Origin of the sequence: Kaistia granuli DSM 23481, assembly GCF_000380505.1 — a bacterium.
Taxonomy (GTDB): Bacteria; Pseudomonadota; Alphaproteobacteria; order Rhizobiales; family Kaistiaceae; genus Kaistia; species Kaistia granuli.
In genome coordinates this window covers 39,267-54,111 of record NZ_AQYH01000018.1, presented here as the reverse complement: position 1 = coordinate 54,111, position 14,845 = coordinate 39,267, and the positions used below count along the sequence as shown (strand labels likewise).

Annotated in this window: 17 protein-coding genes; 6 read left to right on the top strand and 11 right to left on the bottom strand. The window is 65.0% G+C overall.

Going from position 1 to position 14,845, the window contains the following annotated elements; all coding sequences use genetic code 11:
• Positions 1-20 precede the first annotated feature (20 nt).
• Positions 21-2,465: an ATP-dependent Clp protease ATP-binding subunit ClpA gene (gene clpA, locus G342_RS0120110; protein WP_018184969.1), complete on the bottom strand. Its 2,445-nt coding sequence runs from the start codon at positions 2,463-2,465 to the stop codon at positions 21-23.
• 9 nt (positions 2,466-2,474) lie between these two features.
• Positions 2,475-2,804, bottom strand: a complete 330-nt coding sequence (clpS, locus tag G342_RS0120105; RefSeq protein ID WP_018184968.1) for an ATP-dependent Clp protease adapter ClpS — start codon at positions 2,802-2,804, stop codon at positions 2,475-2,477.
• Between the two features lie 410 nt (positions 2,805-3,214).
• On the opposite strand from clpS, the gene G342_RS0120100 reads away from it, so the two are divergent.
• A complete protein-coding gene (locus G342_RS0120100) occupies positions 3,215-3,454 on the top strand; it encodes a hypothetical protein (RefSeq protein ID WP_018184967.1) in 240 nt (79 codons plus the stop codon).
• A gap of 91 nt (positions 3,455-3,545) precedes the next feature.
• Here G342_RS0120100 and G342_RS0120095 read toward each other — a convergent pair whose 3' ends face one another.
• Entirely contained in the window at positions 3,546-3,878 is a 333-nt protein-coding gene (locus G342_RS0120095; protein ID WP_018184966.1) for a phasin family protein, read from the bottom strand.
• Between the two features lie 39 nt (positions 3,879-3,917).
• Entirely contained in the window at positions 3,918-4,181 is a 264-nt protein-coding gene (locus G342_RS26155; RefSeq protein WP_156831034.1) for a hypothetical protein, read from the bottom strand.
• Between the two features lie 225 nt (positions 4,182-4,406).
• Between G342_RS26155 and G342_RS0120090 the strand changes: the two genes are divergently transcribed.
• A complete protein-coding gene (locus tag G342_RS0120090) occupies positions 4,407-5,846 on the top strand; it encodes a D-alanyl-D-alanine carboxypeptidase (RefSeq protein ID WP_245557310.1) in 1,440 nt (479 codons plus the stop codon).
• A gap of 54 nt (positions 5,847-5,900) precedes the next feature.
• On the opposite strand, the gene G342_RS26590 is transcribed toward G342_RS0120090, so the two are convergent.
• Positions 5,901-6,530, bottom strand: coding sequence for a DnaJ domain-containing protein (locus G342_RS26590; RefSeq protein WP_018184964.1), 630 nt, complete (start codon positions 6,528-6,530; stop codon positions 5,901-5,903).
• A 175-nt stretch (positions 6,531-6,705) separates the two neighbouring features.
• Here G342_RS26590 and panC point away from each other — a divergent pair, with 175 nt between their 5' ends.
• Entirely contained in the window at positions 6,706-7,554 is an 849-nt protein-coding gene (panC, locus tag G342_RS0120080; protein WP_018184963.1) for a pantoate--beta-alanine ligase, read from the top strand.
• Between the two features lie 34 nt (positions 7,555-7,588).
• Here panC and G342_RS0120075 read toward each other — a convergent pair whose 3' ends face one another.
• Positions 7,589-8,029 (bottom strand): DUF1489 family protein, encoded by a 441-nt coding sequence (locus G342_RS0120075; protein WP_018184962.1) that lies wholly within the window; start codon positions 8,027-8,029, stop codon positions 7,589-7,591.
• A 257-nt stretch (positions 8,030-8,286) separates the two neighbouring features.
• On the opposite strand from G342_RS0120075, the gene G342_RS0120070 reads away from it, so the two are divergent.
• The 3 genes from G342_RS0120070 (at position 8,287) to G342_RS0120060 (ending at position 9,552) form a co-directional block, all read left to right on the top strand.
• Positions 8,287-8,478, top strand: a complete 192-nt coding sequence (locus tag G342_RS0120070; protein WP_018184961.1) for a hypothetical protein — start codon at positions 8,287-8,289, stop codon at positions 8,476-8,478.
• 79 nt (positions 8,479-8,557) lie between these two features.
• Complete coding sequence (locus G342_RS0120065; protein WP_018184960.1) at positions 8,558-9,259, top strand: DUF599 domain-containing protein; 702 nt, start codon at positions 8,558-8,560, stop codon at positions 9,257-9,259.
• Entirely contained in the window at positions 9,256-9,552 is a 297-nt protein-coding gene (locus G342_RS0120060) for a DUF3253 domain-containing protein (protein WP_018184959.1), read from the top strand. The genes G342_RS0120065 and G342_RS0120060 overlap by 4 nt, the downstream gene beginning before the upstream one ends.
• A 22-nt stretch (positions 9,553-9,574) precedes the next feature.
• On the opposite strand, the gene G342_RS0120055 is transcribed toward G342_RS0120060, so the two are convergent.
• The 5 genes from G342_RS0120055 to G342_RS24755 form a co-directional block, all read right to left on the bottom strand.
• Complete coding sequence (locus G342_RS0120055) at positions 9,575-10,384, bottom strand: YdcF family protein (protein ID WP_018184958.1); 810 nt, start codon at positions 10,382-10,384, stop codon at positions 9,575-9,577.
• Between the two features lie 10 nt (positions 10,385-10,394).
• A complete protein-coding gene (locus G342_RS0120050) occupies positions 10,395-11,213 on the bottom strand; it encodes an aldo/keto reductase (protein WP_018184957.1) in 819 nt (272 codons plus the stop codon).
• A 59-nt stretch (positions 11,214-11,272) separates the two neighbouring features.
• A complete protein-coding gene (locus G342_RS25445; protein WP_018184956.1) occupies positions 11,273-12,421 on the bottom strand; it encodes a GGDEF domain-containing protein in 1,149 nt (382 codons plus the stop codon).
• Positions 12,422-12,516: 95 nt separating this feature from the next.
• Entirely contained in the window at positions 12,517-13,671 is a 1,155-nt protein-coding gene (locus tag G342_RS0120040) for a DegT/DnrJ/EryC1/StrS family aminotransferase (protein WP_083931296.1), read from the bottom strand.
• Positions 13,671-14,633 (bottom strand): Gfo/Idh/MocA family protein, encoded by a 963-nt coding sequence (locus tag G342_RS24755; protein WP_018184953.1) that lies wholly within the window; start codon positions 14,631-14,633, stop codon positions 13,671-13,673. The genes G342_RS0120040 and G342_RS24755 overlap by 1 nt, the downstream gene beginning before the upstream one ends.
• Between the last annotated feature and the right edge of the window lie 212 nt (positions 14,634-14,845).

Here is a 14,845-nt window from a genome sequence, read left to right as displayed (position 1 = left end):
TTTCGTTTGGGCTGAACGGATCACTCCGTCTTCAGCGGCACCTTCGGCACCAGACCTCCGCGCTTCGGCGAGGTCGGCGGCTTCTCGGCCACCGCCTTCTTGGCCGTGGCGCTCGCCGCCTTGCGACGCGGCTTGGCCTTCGCCTTCGGTTCTTCCGGCTCCGGCTTCGGCGTTACCGGTCCGTCCTCGATCGGCTCGAGATGCAGCTCGGTTTCGCCGTTCTCCCTAGTCTCGACCGTGACCTTGACCGTGCCGCCCTTGCGGAGCTTGCCGAACAGCACCTCGTCAGCCAGCGGCTGCTTGATGTACTGCTGGATCACACGGCCAAGCGGACGCGCGCCCATCTGGCGATCGTAACCCTTGTGCGCCAGCCAATCGACCGCCTCGGGCGAGAGATCGAAGGTGACGCCGCGATCGGCCAGCTGCGCCTCGAGCTGAAGCACGAACTTCTGCACGACATTGTGCACGACCTCGATCGGCAGATTGCCGAACTGCACGATCGCGTCGAGACGGTTGCGGAACTCCGGCGCGAACAGGCGGTTGATCGCCTCCTGGTCGTCGGAATCACGGGCCGAACTCTTGAAGCCGATCGCAGGCTTGGCCAGATCCGCCGCGCCGGCATTGGTGGTCATGATCAGGATGACGTTCCTGAAATCGACCTGCTTGCCATTGTGGTCGGTCAGCTTGCCGTGATCCATCACCTGCAACAGGATGTTGAACAGGTCCGGATGCGCCTTCTCGATCTCGTCGAGCAGCAGCACGCAATGCGGATGCTGGTCGACGCCGTCGGTCAGAAGACCGCCCTGGTCGAAGCCGACATAGCCCGGAGGCGCGCCGATCAGCCGCGAGACCGTGTGGCGCTCCATATATTCCGACATGTCGAAGCGGATCAGCTCGACGCCGAGGCTGGCGGCCAGCTGCTTGGCGACTTCCGTCTTGCCGACGCCCGTCGGTCCGGCGAACAGGTAGGAGCCGATCGGCTTCTCCGGTTCGCGGAGGCCCGCACGCGCCAGCTTGATCGCCGAGGTGACCTGGGCGATGGCGCTGTCCTGCCCGTAGACGACGCGCTTCAGCGTCGCCTCCAGGCTCTTCAGCACTTCCTGGTCGTCCTTCGACACCGTCTTCGGCGGGATCCGCGCCATGGTGGCGATCGTATCCTCGATCTCCTTGACGCCGATCGTCTTCTTGCGGCGGTTCTCCGGCACCAGCATCTGCGAGGCACCGGTCTCGTCGATCACGTCGATCGCCTTGTCCGGCAGCTTGCGGTCATGGATGTAGCGGGCCGATAGCTCGACCGCCGACTTGATCGCCTCGTTGGTGTAGCGAACCCGATGGAAATCCTCGAAATAGGGCTTCAGCCCCTTCAGGATCTCGATCGCGTCGGGAATGGTCGGTTCGTTGACGTCGATCTTCTGGAAGCGCCGGACGAGCGCCCGGTCCTTCTCGAAGAACTGACGGTATTCCTTGTAGGTGGTCGAGCCGATGCAGCGGATCGCACCGCCCGCCAGTGCCGGCTTCAGCAGGTTCGACGCGTCCATCGCGCCGCCCGACGTCGCGCCCGCACCGATGACGGTGTGGATCTCGTCGATGAACAGGATCGAGCCTGGATACTCCTCGATCTCCTTGACGACCTGCTTCAGCCGCTCCTCGAAGTCACCCCGATAGCGGGTGCCGGCGAGCAGCGTGCCCATGTCGAGCGAGAAGATGGTCGAGCCTGCCAGAACGTCGGGAACGTCGCCCTCGACGATCCGCTTGGCCAGACCCTCGGCGATCGCCGTCTTGCCGACGCCGGGGTCGCCGACGAAGAGCGGGTTGTTCTTCTGACGGCGGCAAAGGACCTGGATCGTCCGGGCAATTTCAATGTCGCGGCCGATCAGCGGGTCGATCTTGCCCTTCTTCGCCTTGTCGTTGAGGTTGATGCAGTAAGCGTCGAGCGCATCAGCCTTCTTCTTGTTTTCCTCACGGCTGTCGACCGTCGCCGCGTCGTCGTCGACGCCGCGCACCGGCCGGCTTTCGCTCATGCCGGCCCGCTTGGCGATGCCGTGCGAGATGTAGTTGACCGCGTCGTAGCGGGTCATGTCCTGCTCCTGCAGGAAGTAGGCGGCATGGCTTTCGCGCTCGGCGAAGATGGCGACGAGCACGTTGGCGCCGGTGACTTCCTCGCGGCCGGACGACTGGACGTGGATGACCGCGCGCTGGATCACGCGCTGGAAGCCGGCGGTCGGCTTGGAATCCTCATCGGGGCCGTGCGCCAGATTGGCGAGTTCGGTATCGATGTAGTCGACCAGGCTGCGCTTCAGCATGTCGAGGTCGACATTGCAGGCGCGCATGACGGCGGCGGCGTCCTGATCATCGATCAGCGCCAGCAGCAGGTGTTCGAGGGTCGCGTATTCCTGGTGCCGCTCGTTTGCGAGAGCGAGCGCCTGGTGGAGGGCCTTTTCGAGGCTGCGGGAGAATGACGGCACGTTAGGACCTCACTTCCTTTCCATCACGCATTGCAGCGGATGTTGGTGTTTGCGCGCGAAATCCATCACCTGGGTGACCTTGGTCTCGGCCACTTCATAGGTGAAGACACCACACTCCCCCACACCATGCTGATGCACATGCAGCATGATCTGCGTCGCCTCTTCACGGTTCTTGTTGAAGAACCGTTCGACCACATGCACGACGAATTCCATCGGCGTGTAGTCGTCGTTCAAGAGCAGAACGCGATACAAATTGGGCCGCTTTGTCTTCGGCCGTGTTTTGGTGGCGACGCCGACATCGTTATCGCCATCATCGGGTCGACGAGTTTCTTTGCTCATAGGGTTCGATCAGTACGTCGCTAAAACGGAATCCTGCCGAGATTTCCGTTGCAGCGCAATCGCTCATTTCGAGCATTCCGCACTGCCGCGCGCTAGGCAGGCGGGAGAGGTGTTGAACTCTATATGGGTAGGCAGTCCGGGGATGGAAGTAGGCCGGCGCACGACGCGCGACGCCGCGGCAACCGCGCGACAGCGCACGATCGACAGACACCACCCCTAGCATCAAGCCCGGGCTCCACCGGCAACGCAGGGAGAAAGCATCGTTCGGACGCTGCGAAGTCCCGATCGGTGCTATGGATCGGCCGGTACGAATCTTGTCGTTCGGACATCGGTGATCGGGCGGTCAGCATCCCAAGGCGGATCAGGCCGCGCCATTTCCGCGAGTTCGACCCGAATTCCCTGGAGCGCGCATGGCCGTCACGACCCAATTCATTGTTCAGCCCTTCCGGTTGAACAAGCGCGGCAAGCTAGAGGCCGAGCCGGCGATCGCCGCTACATCGGTCGAAAACGCGCGAATGCGAGCGGAGAAGCTGTCCGCCTCGCGGGCCGGCGTGATCGCCTTCCAGATTGCCGCCGACACCGAAATGGGCGATTACGGCGAGCCGGTCACGCTCGTCCGCTACGGCACATTGCCCGAGGACATGGGATAATCCCGTCGCCGGAGTCAGCTCGGCGTCCGTGCCGATAGCAAAAAGCCCGGCACATGGCCGGGCTTCGAAAAAAGCGAATGCGTCGGGCAGCTTACTTCGGGAACTTGCCGAAAAGCCCTTCGAACGGCTTGAAGGCGTCCTTCGTCGTCTCGGTCATCATCGCGCCGAGCTTCGACATTTCGCCGAAATAGCCCTCATAGGCGGACTTCACAAACTCGGTCTGCGCCTCGACGACCTTTTCGACGCTGGTCGACGACATGATCTTCTCGATCGCTGCGGAGCCGCTCTCGAAGCTCTTCTTCGAGTAGTCGGCCGCCTCGACGGCGATGGCCTGGAGCCCCTGACTGAACGAGCCGAAGCTCTTCATGGCCAGATCGATGCTTTCCCTGCTCGCCTGCTGCATGCCGTCAAAGTCATTGATCACAGAGTTACCCTCCACGCCCGAGCTGGCGCCATAGCCGGCTCAACTGATGCCAAATTCCGGCATTTCCGGCGGAATGTCAAGAAAAATGCTGCGATGCACAATACGACTGAGCAGCTGCAATACGGCCACTCCGACGAGGACGCCCCAAATCAGGACATTCACCCTTCGCCAATTTTTACGGTTTCGTAACGGCGTTTCCTTAACTTCCAAACCCAGACCGAAGAGCAGCACAGCACTCGCAGTGCGGCATTTTCCTTGGCGCAGGCAAGGGAACCTGCGGGGAAGCTCCGTGTCGACGGCCATGTTCCGGCCCCGGCATTAACCTTCCCAGCAAGGAATTCCGTGCTTGCCTCAAAAAAGTGCGGGTCTTGCGGTCAGTTGGGAATGGGCACTGCCGGGGTTCACGCTCCGGTTCTGCGAGACGCGGAGAATTCAGTCAAAATGTTGATGGGCCTGAACCCCCTCGGTCGGCATTGCGCCCGCTCGATCCGGAACGCATTGACTGGCCTTTTGGTTGCCGGCATTTCGTTGACGGCCCTCACCGTCCAGGCCAGCGCCGCCCCCAGTTCTTCCATCGTCGTCGACGCCAAGACCGGCAAAGTGCTCTATTCGAAGGAGCCCGACGCGCTGCGTCGGCCGGCCTCGCTCACCAAGATGATGACGCTTTACGTCCTCTTCGGCGAGCTCGAGGCGGGCCGGATGTCGCTCTCGACGCGCATGAAGGTTTCCCAGTTCGCGTCGCGCCAGTCGCCGACCAAGCTTGGTCTCAAGCCCGGTTCGACGGTCGCGGTTCGCGATGCCATGCTCGGCCTCATCACCCGTTCCGCCAATGACGCCGCCGTGGTCATCGCCGAGCATATCTCCGGCTCCGAAGCCGCCTTTGCAAAGCGGATGACGCAGCAGGCGCGCTCGATCGGCATGAGCCGCACCACCTTCCGCAATGCCTCCGGCCTGCCGAACAACCAGCAGTGGTCGACGGCGCGCGACATGGCCACGCTCGGCCGCGCCCTGCAGGAGCGCTATCCGCGCTATTACAAGTATTTCGCGACGAAGAGCTTCGTCTATAACGGCCGCGAGATCCGGGGCCACAACCGGCTGCTCGGCCGCGTCCAGGGCGTCGACGGCATCAAGACCGGCTATACCAACGCATCGGGCTTCAACCTCGTATCCTCCGTCAAGCGCAACAATCGCGCGCTGGTCGCCACCGTCATCGGCGGCGCCTCGGGTGCGGCGCGCGACAAGCAGATGGCCAATCTCCTGGAGAAGTACCTGCCGGTCGCCTATGCGGGCCCGGCCAAGGGATCCGTCTTCGCCCGCAACCAGAAGGCTCCGGTGATCGACGACGAGATCGAAGTTGCCGAGGCGGCGCCCGCTCCGGCTCCGGTTCCCGCCGCGCGGCCGCAGCGCGCCGCAGCAGCGCAGTCCGTTGCCTCGCTGATCGAAGCCGCCCCAGCCCCGGTGCCGGCGCGCGCTCCTGCGCCGCAGCCCGCTCCTGTGGCCGTCGCTCTCAACGATGCCGTTCCGATCCAGGCCTACGCCGCCGAGCCGACCGAGCCGGCGGGTCCGCGCATGGTGTTCCAGCAGGGGCCGTCCGGCAAGGAAGTCGCCCGCCCGATCGTCAAGACCGCGTCGATCATCCAGCCGGTTCCGACTGCCGACAGCGATGAAGACGGCGTGACCGGCAGCATCGCTGCGCAGGCCGCATCTTCCGTCGACATCGCCGACGGCTGGAAGATCCAGATCGCCGCCGCACCGAGCGAAGATGGCGCCCGCGAAATGATCGACCGGGCCAAGTCCAAGGGCGGCAAGGTGCTCGCCGACGCCACGCCCAGCGTGGAGCCGGTCGCCAAGGGTCAGTCGACCTTCTATCGGGCCCGCTTTGCCGGGTTCGACAACAAGGATCAGGCCCGCGCCGCGTGCGCTTACCTGACCAAGCGGGATGTTTCCTGCCTTGCCATCCGTCAGTAACGGCTGGTCACTCGTGAGAGTTTCGCCCTCCTTTCTTGTATCCGCGTCTGGGAGCTAGCGATGTCCGCCGAGGAGTCTTTCCTTCGCCTCGTTGATTTGGGCGGCCAAGAACGTCGATCCTCCCTGGTCGGGGTGGACGCGCTTCATCAGCCGTCGGTAGGCCGCTCTGATTTCGGCCTCGGAAGCGCCGGCCGAAAGGCCAAGGATCTCGTAGGCCTGCTCATGTGTCATGGCGCCCGAGCGCGCCGCGCCGCGCGACCGGCCTGCCGGGTCACCCTCGACGTTTTCACGCCAACCGGGAATTCGGCGGTCGAGATAAGCTTCGAATAGAGCTCGGTCGCGGGCCCTGCCCGCGACCTGGCCATAGAGCGCGACAAGCTCCGCCCGGTCGAGTGAGTCGAGCGCCCGCCCGGCAAACCGGCCCCGCAGGACCTGGCCGTTGGCGATCCACGGCTTGTTGTCGAGAAATTTCGGCTTCAGCATCCAGAGCCCGACCGCCAGCAGCGGAATGCCGAGCCCCAGCCGGCCGGTCAACGCCGCGGCCGCCCCCGTTGAAATCAGCGCCCCGGCGATACCGCGCCGCGCGGCCCGCCCCATCGCCTCGGCTCCCCTTTCGCCACCGAACAGGAAGGCGATGCCGATCGACACCGCGATCACGCCCAGAAACGGGATAATCAAACCCATAGTCGCTCCCAACCGGCCGATTCCCTGAGGCCGTTCTCTCTATTGGGGCGAACACCCGGTCGCCGCAATGGCTGACACGCAGGTGATTTGCTAGACCGTCGCAGCACGGTTCGGAGTCGCCGCCCGCGCGGCAGCGCCACGACGCCCCGTGCATCGCGCGCAATGAGGACACGCCATGCCTGCCAGCCCGACCATCTACCGCACCGTTGACGACCTGCGCGCCGCCGTTGCCGCATGGCGACGAGACGGCCTTCGCGTCGGCATGGTGCCGACCATGGGCGCGCTGCACAGCGGACATCTCGAATTGGTGCGCGCCGCGCGCGAGCGCGCCGACCGCGTGATCGTCACCATCTTCGTCAATCCGACGCAGTTCGCGCCGAACGAGGATTTCGGCTCCTATCCGCGCACGGAGGCCGGTGACGTCGCGAAGCTTACCGAGATCGGCGTCGAGGCGGTGTTCGCCCCCAACGCCAACGAGATGTACCCGGCCGGCTATGCGACGACGGTCTCGCTCGCAGGACCTGCGGTCGGCCTCGAAACCGACTTCCGACCGCACTTTTTCTCCGGCGTCGCGACCGTCGTTTCCAAGCTGCTGATCGCCGGCTTCCCGGACGTCGCCCTGTTCGGCGAGAAGGACTACCAGCAGCTGATGGTCCTTCGGCAGATGGCCCGCGATCTGCGCTTGCCGACCGAGATCGTCGGCCTGCCGACCATCCGCGAACCGGACGGTCTCGCCCTCTCCTCGCGCAACGCCTATCTCTCGGCCGAGGAGCGGCAGCTTGCGACGACGATTTCCCGCGTCATGCGCAAGGCGGCGGGCGAGATTCAGGCCGGCGCGGCCATAGAGCCAGCGCTCTCAGAGGGGCGCGTGGCGCTCGAGGCGGCGGGCTTCCGGGTCGACTATCTGGTGGTGCGCAACGCAGATACCCTCGCAGAGCTCGACGGCAGTGCTGCAGAGCCCCGCCGCATGCTGGTCGCGGCCTGGCTCGGCAAGACCCGCCTGATCGACAACATCGCCGTCTAGCACACAGGAAGAGCAGCGGCGGCGCGGCAGGCGCTCATAAGAGGCCGAGCTCGGCGAGTTCGGCCTTCAGCGCCGACGGCAATTCGTCGCCCGCGCTGCCGCCGATCGCCGCCAGATCGCGCGGCGCATCCTTCGGCAGCAGATAGCGCCAGCCCTGGAACGGCCGCTTCGGTTGCCATTCCGTCGGCACCACCTCCGGATCGAACACGATGCGGCAGCGCTGGATATTGTCCGAACCGACCACGGCCTGCAGATCGAGGATGCGCTGACGCGCCTGGATCTGGCCCTTGATGACCCAGTAGAGCGAACCCCCATCGAGAATCTCGGGAATCCGCTTCGGCATCATACGGGTGGTGTGGGTGTCTTCCGGCTCCATGCCCATCCCGCGCTGACGAGCGATGTCGTCGGAGATCCAGCCGGTCAGTTGCTCGATCGATTCGACGCCGACACAGAGCTTGATGAGATGAAGGGCCATGCCTGAACACTAGTCCTCGCGCCGGCGGGCGGCAGGCGCCGCGGCGATTTTTCCACAAGGATGAATTGGCGCTCGGCTGCGGACTGGCCTATGAGCCTGTCTGGATGCCACGCCGGCGCCACCATAGGCGTTCCGGCCTCGCCGCGAAAGCATGGCGTAGGCGACGCGGCGTGACATAGACTGCCCCCGTTCGGCCGCGCGCCCTTCCTCGCGACGGGCCGGACAACCGCTTCACCACATCGCATCACGAGGCCAAGATGATCGACGAAAAGCCCACTCTCGACACCAAGGCGAGCCGCGTGGCGATGAGCGGCATCATCGCCTGTCTCGTGCTGACGGCGGCCGGCATGATCACGCGCGAACCGATCTTCGGCGCGCTCGGTCTGGTGGTCATCGTTGTCACCGTGATCTTTCGCAAGCAGATCGCCAAGTTGCTTTCGCCGCGCTGATGGGCGTGTGTTGCCGCCGGCTCGCTGGTTTGGCACGATTGCGCCCTAACGCATGGCAAGGGCCGGGAGCGCCGCAGACGTGATCGAGATTCCCCCGATCGACACCATCGCCATCATCGTCTTCGTCGGCGCCTGGATCCTCTATTCGGTCATCCTGTCCCGCATGGCCGGTACTGGCAGGACCCTGTCCTCAGCAATGGACATCCAGCGCCGGCAATGGATGCGGACCATGATGCACCGCGACCTGCGCATGATCGATACCGGCATCATGAGCGGATTGCAGAATGGCACCGCCTTCTTCGCCTCGACGTCGCTGCTGGCGATCGGCGGCTGCTTCGCGCTCCTGAACGCCACCGATCACGTCTATGGCGTGATGCGCGATCTGGCGCTTGTCGAGACCGTTCCGAAGGGCCTGTTCGAAGCCAAGGTGATCGGCCTGATGCTGATCTTCGGCTACGCCTTCTTCAAGTTCGGCTGGTCGTACCGCCTGTTCAACTATGCCTCGATCCTGATCGGCGCCACGCCGACGGCCGCACATGCCGGCGAGGCGGAGACGATCGCGGCGGCCGAACGGGCGGCTGTCTTCACCATCACCGCCGGCCGTCATTTCAACCACGGCCTCCGCGCCTTCTTCTTCTCGATCGGCTATCTGGGCTGGTTCGTGAACGGCTGGACGCTGATCGTCACGACGCTCGTCGTCGCCGGCGTGCAGCTGCATCGCCAGTTCTTCTCGGATTCCGCCAAGATCGTCATCGAAGCATCACGTCAGGGACAATCATGAAAGTCAGTCACGAGCAGATCCAATCGACCTTGCTCGATCTGCTCGCCGCCTTGCCCGCCGGCAAGAGCGTCGATCCGACGGAGCTGGCGCGCGCCGTCGCCGGTCCCGACGAAAAGGTCTGGCGCCTGCTGATGGTGCCGATCCGCGCCGTCGCGATCCGTCTCGCCGACGAGGGCAAGGTCGCGATCCTGCGCAAGGGCCGTCCCGTCGATCCGCATGATTTCAAGGGCGTCTACCGTATAGGCGCCCCCGTCGCGACGACCAAAGCCCCGGAGACCGGCGAAGCACCGTAGCCGGCGCCGCGCTCGCCCGACCTTAGGATCCAGCGCCGGCGTCAGGCGCCGGATAGAGCGTGTCCGTACGCCCCGTCATGCGATAGGCGACAAGGCCGATCCACTCCTTGGCCGCGAGATCGACGAGCGTCAGCCCGTGCGACGGCCGCAGGATCGGGCGGTAGAGATCCATCGCCCCACGCGTGCGGTAGTCCGTCGGCCAGGGCATCGGCGACCAGCCGGCGGCCCGGAAGCTGCCCATGGCGCGCGGCATGTGAAAGGCCGAGGTGACCAAAAGCCAGGTCTCACCCGGCGTCGCATCCACCATCGCCGCAGTAAAGCGCGCATTCTCCGCCGTATTGCGACTGACCTCCTCGATCGTCACACGGGAATCGTCGAGCCCCATGGCGCGGAAGAAGCGGCGAGCGGCCGCCCCTTCGGTATAGCCATCCGACACGATCTCGGCCGAGCCGCCGGAAAAGACGACCCTCGCCTCCGGAAAACGCTGCGCCAGCGCGACCGCCTCAGTCATCCGGTCGCCGGCATCGCTGAGCTCGACAATCTGCCGGACCTCACCGACATGCTGGTCGATGCCGCCACCCAGCACGATGATACCGGTGACCGGGCCAACCGGCTCCGCCCGCTGGAAGCGCTCTTCCAGCGGCAACAGCAGCGCCGGTCCGAGCGGAGAAAAGCCTGCCAGCAGCAGGCCGATCGTCGCGAGCACAACCAGAAACGTCCCGATCTTGAGGCTGCCGAAAGCGATCGCCAGCAGGCCGCCGGCCAGGGCGATCAGCAGGGCGGCGGACGGCTGCATCAGGAACCAGATCAACTTGGCTGCATAGAAGAACACGCGTCGCCCCTTAGTCCCAATCGGGCGAGAAGGCTGAATCGCAGATCCGGCTGCCATCTGTGCGGAGCGCGTCGATCGCGTCCATATCGGCGGCCGCCAATTCGAAGCCGTCGATATCGAGATTCTGGCGAATGCGGGCCGGGTGCGCACTCTTCGGGATAGCAACGCATCCCTTCTGGATCTGCCAGCGCAGCACGATCTGCGCCGGCGCGCGGCCGAGGCGGCCGGCGATGTCCTTGATCACCGGTTCATCCAGGGCCTCAGCACGGCCGAGCGGGCAATAGGCGACGAAGGCGGTGCCGTGCCGTTCCGTGGCGGCGCGCAGCTTGCTCTGGTCCAGGTAGGGATGGTGCTCGCACTGATTGACGGCGATCGGTTCCTCGGTCGCCGCCCAGGCCTCATCGAGCAGACGGACGGTATAGTTCGAGACGCCGATATGCCGGGCGAGGCCGCGCTGCTTGACGCGGTTGAGCGAGCGGATCGTCTCGGCCGCGGTCAGGGTCCGGCTCGGCCAATGGATGAGCAGGAGATCGAGCTGGTCCACCCGCAGGCGCCGGAGGCTGGCCTCGGCCGCCCGCATCATGTCGTCGGCGCCGAGCTGCTCGGGCGGAATTTTCGAGGTCAGGAAGATCTGGTCGCGCGCCACTCCGGTGCGGCGCAGCCCTTCGCCTACCTCCGTCTCGTTGCCATAGCCGATCGCCGTGTCGATGTGGCGGTAGCCCGCTTCTATGGCGGCTGCCACGGCAGCGCTGGCCGTCTCGCCGTTGAGCTGCCATGTGCCAAGGCCGATAGCCGGCAAGGTGGCGCCGTGCGCCGTGACGGTGAGCATGGGTCTTCTCCTCGGGGATCTGGCCGTCACCATCCGGTGCTGCGATGACAGCGTCAAGCTCAGCTTGCCGCCTGAAAGACGAGGTCCCGCCCGCCGCGCTTGGCCGAATAGAGCGCCTCATCGGCGGCCATCATGAGGCGCTCGAAGTCGACATCCGGCCCCTCGGCAGCGGCGACGCCCACGCTGACCGTCACGGCAATGCCACGCCCGCCATGCAGGATGGGCTGCGCCGCGAGGTCACGGCGGACGCGTTCCGCCAGCTGCCACCCCTCCCCGGTATCGACGCCGACCAGAAGAGCTGCGAATTCCTCGCCACCGACGCGCCCGACAAGCTCCGATCCCCCGACACTTCGATGCAACAATCCGGCGAAGCATTTCAGTGCCGCATCGCCTGCCGCGTGGCCGTGCCGATCATTGAGCTGCTTGAAGCGATCGAGGTCGAACAGCAGCATGGTCGCGGACTCTGCCCTTTGGACATTCGCGGCCCGGGCCCTCGCCCGATCCATGAATGCGCCGTGGTTCAGGAGCCCGGTCAATCCATCGGTGGATGCCGCCTGCTTCAAGACATTCTTCAGTCGCTCGTCGATCATCAGCAATCCGATGATCGTCGCGGCGAACATCATCAGGATCGGCTCCAGAATGCTGACGCCGAGCAGGACACCCCCTTGGAGCAGATCGGCGGGCAGGTCCACCTCAAGCGCGACGGCGCTCCGGACAGACAGGAACACGACGTGGACGATCGGAATGAGAGCGAAAGGGCCGCGCCAGAACAGCGTGTCCTTTGCCTTGACCCAGCTTTCCCAGGCGATTGCCAGCGAGAGGACGCCGCTCAATAGGGAGATCACGGTGATGCGGAGCGGCAGCGACTGCGCGATCGACGGATCGCGCATCAGGATCAGCCAGATGGCAGGAGCTGCAAGGGCTGGCAGCCACCGCACCGGCCGGCTGTTGAAGGCGCGCGAACCGTTCCAGGCCAGACCGAGTGCCAGCAGCGAGCACGCATTGGCGAGATCGATCGAAAAAAGATCGGGGATCCGGTTGCGTAGCAGCAATAGCACGCAACTGACGGCCGCCAGTTCCAGCGCCGACGCCCAGAGGATGACATGCCGTTCCGGCCTGCGCCGGACCCAGGCTCCGATGAACGACAAGGCCGCGATCTGACACATGAGCGCCAACACGACGAGAAGTGTCGGAACGTCGAGCGACATGCGAAAAGGGCTCCCCAGCCGGCCATTCAGCCTGAGGAGCCCTGATACGACAAAGCCGTTAAGGAAGCATGCGGCATTCTCGCATGCGCGGTAAATCAGCCCACGAAGTCGAGCACAGCGTCGATGACGCGTTCGACTTCCGCGTCGGTCAGGTCCGGATGCATCGGCAGGCTGATGACGGTATCCGCCAGCGTCTCCGACACGGAAAGCGGACGCTGCGGGGCTTCGGCGAACGCCGGATGCTGATGCAGCGCCAACCGGTAGAAGAACGCATTGCCGATGCCGCGTGCATCCAGCTCCGCCTTCAGGCCGTCGCGGTTCGGCACGGTGATCGTGTAGATCGCGTTGGCGCTGAAATAGCCGGCAGGACGCTTTTGCACGCCGACCTTGCCGGCAAGCGCTGTATCATAACGCCGGGCGATCTGGTCACGACGCTCGAGTTCTTGCTCGAAGATCGTCAGCTTCGAGAGCAGAACGGCGGCCTGCAGCGTGTCCAGACGGCCGGTGATGCCGTTCCTGACCGCGACATCGCCGGTCCCCTGGCGGCCATGCGAGCGCAGCGTGCGCACGGCCTCGGCGAGCACGTCGCTGTCGGTCAGGATCGCGCCACCGTCGCCGTAGCAGCCGAGCGGCTTGGTCGGATAGAAGCTCGTCGCCGAGATCGGCGCCATGCCGCCGACGCGGCTGTTGCCGGAGCGGCCGCCAAAGCTCTGCGCTGCATCCGAGAACACGGTCATGTCGTGCTTGGCGGCGATCTTGCCGATCGCCTCGTAGTCCGCCGGCAGGCCGTAGAGATCGACCGGCATGACGACCCGCGGCTTCAGCTCACCGGCGGCGATCACCTCGTCGATGGCGCGCTCGAGATCGACCGGATCCATGTTGCGGGTCTCGGCATCGACATCGACGAAGATCGGCGTCGCATTGATCGAGCAGACCGCGCCCGCCGTCGCGGCGAAGGTGAAGGCCGGAACGAAGACAGCGTCGCCCGGACCGATGCCAAGCGCCATCAGGCCGATCATCAAGGCATCGCGACCGCTCGATACGGCGATCGCATGCGGCACGCCGGCAAAGGCCGCGAGCTTGGCCTCCAGCTCAGAGACCTCCGGGCCGAGGATGAACTGACCATGCACCAGCACAGCGTCCATGCGGGCGCGCACATCATCGTGGATCCGGCGCTGCTGGCGCTGCAGATCAAAAAATCCGATGCGATCGGCCGCGGCCGCAACGGCGGGATGGGAGGGGGACGCCATTAGTGCGAATCTCCAATGAGGACGGACGAAGCGGTGAGCTTCCCCTGCCCGATATGCTGAATGATCATGTCGGCGACCAGCAGGGCGTCGAGCCCGGCCTTGCCGTCGACGACGGGCCGGCGCAGGCCGGCGACGGAATCGAGAAACGAGTCGATTTCGAGCGCGAGATTGTCGCTCGGCGGGACGGCGATCTCGTCGTGAGCCAGCACGGCATGGCCGCGCGGGAAAGAAGTGACGGTCCGCGACGCCAGATCCGCCGACCAGTAACGCCCCGGTTCGACCACCTTGATCGTGCGCTCCGAGCGATCGGCGATCCGGCTCGCCGACAGGTGGGCGACGGTGCCGTTGGCAAAGCGCAGTTGCGCCAGGGCGAAATCATTGGTCGGCGCCAGCACGGGCGACCCCATCGCCTCGACGGCGACGACCTCTGAGCGCACCAGCGCCAGCACCAGATCGATATCGTGGATCATCAGGTCGAGCACGACATCGACGTCGATGGCCCTGCCCTTCCACGGTCCGATCCGCGTGCATTCGACGGTCAGCGGCGTGCGGACCTTCTCGCGCAGAAGCCCGAAGACCGGCGAGAAACGCTCGATATGCCCGATCTGCAGGACCACGCCCTTGGCCTCGGCCCGCGCAATCAGATCCCGCGCCGATTCCGCCGTATCGCAGATGGGTTTCTCGATCAGGACATGCACGCCGGCATCGATGAAGTCAGCCGCGACGGCATGGTGGAGCGACGTCGGCACGGTGATCGACACGGCGTCGATCTTGCCGATCAGCTCACGGTGATCGGTGAGCGCCACCGCGCCATACTGGGCGCCGACCGCCTCGGCGCGGGCGCGATCGGCATCGACCACGGCAGCCAGCCGGCCTTTCGGATTGGCAGCATGCTGCCGCGCATGGAAGGAACCGAAATACCCGAGTCCGATGACGCCGGTCCTGATCTCGCTCGTGGTCAATCCTGTCTCTTCCTGCATTCCGACCTATCGGCGAAGCAGTGCGCTTCGCTGGCATCGGTCTAACGAATTCTCGCTCAAAGTCGATCATTCGCCGACAGAGAGCGGTCACATTTTGTCCAATTGGGAAACATGGCGCGACACGCGCGAAAGCCCCGTCACGTCCGCGTGACACGGCCTTGCGAACCGCTAACGCCGCGGCCACCCGACGCCGA

Excerpts from the sequence above, each read along its gene's own strand:
- G342_RS26155 (WP_156831034.1), bottom strand. The coding sequence starts at position 4,181 with ATGGCCGTCGACACGGAGCTTCCCCGCAGGTTCCCTTGCCTGCGCCAA.
- G342_RS25445 (WP_018184956.1), bottom strand. The coding sequence starts at position 12,421 with ATGTCGCTCGACGTTCCGACACTTCTCGTCGTGTTGGCGCTCATGTGT.
- clpS (WP_018184968.1), bottom strand. The coding sequence starts at position 2,804 with ATGAGCAAAGAAACTCGTCGACCCGATGATGGCGATAACGATGTCGGC.
- G342_RS0120050 (WP_018184957.1), bottom strand. The coding sequence starts at position 11,213 with ATGCTCACCGTCACGGCGCACGGCGCCACCTTGCCGGCTATCGGCCTT.
- G342_RS0120100 (WP_018184967.1), top strand. The coding sequence starts at position 3,215 with ATGGCCGTCACGACCCAATTCATTGTTCAGCCCTTCCGGTTGAACAAG.
- G342_RS0120060 (WP_018184959.1), top strand. The coding sequence starts at position 9,256 with ATGAAAGTCAGTCACGAGCAGATCCAATCGACCTTGCTCGATCTGCTC.
- G342_RS0120040 (WP_083931296.1), bottom strand. The coding sequence starts at position 13,671 with ATGGCGTCCCCCTCCCATCCCGCCGTTGCGGCCGCGGCCGATCGCATC.
- panC (WP_018184963.1), top strand. The coding sequence starts at position 6,706 with ATGCCTGCCAGCCCGACCATCTACCGCACCGTTGACGACCTGCGCGCC.
- G342_RS0120070 (WP_018184961.1), top strand. The coding sequence starts at position 8,287 with ATGATCGACGAAAAGCCCACTCTCGACACCAAGGCGAGCCGCGTGGCG.
- G342_RS26590 (WP_018184964.1), bottom strand. The coding sequence starts at position 6,530 with ATGGGTTTGATTATCCCGTTTCTGGGCGTGATCGCGGTGTCGATCGGC.
- G342_RS0120075 (WP_018184962.1), bottom strand. The coding sequence starts at position 8,029 with ATGGCCCTTCATCTCATCAAGCTCTGTGTCGGCGTCGAATCGATCGAG.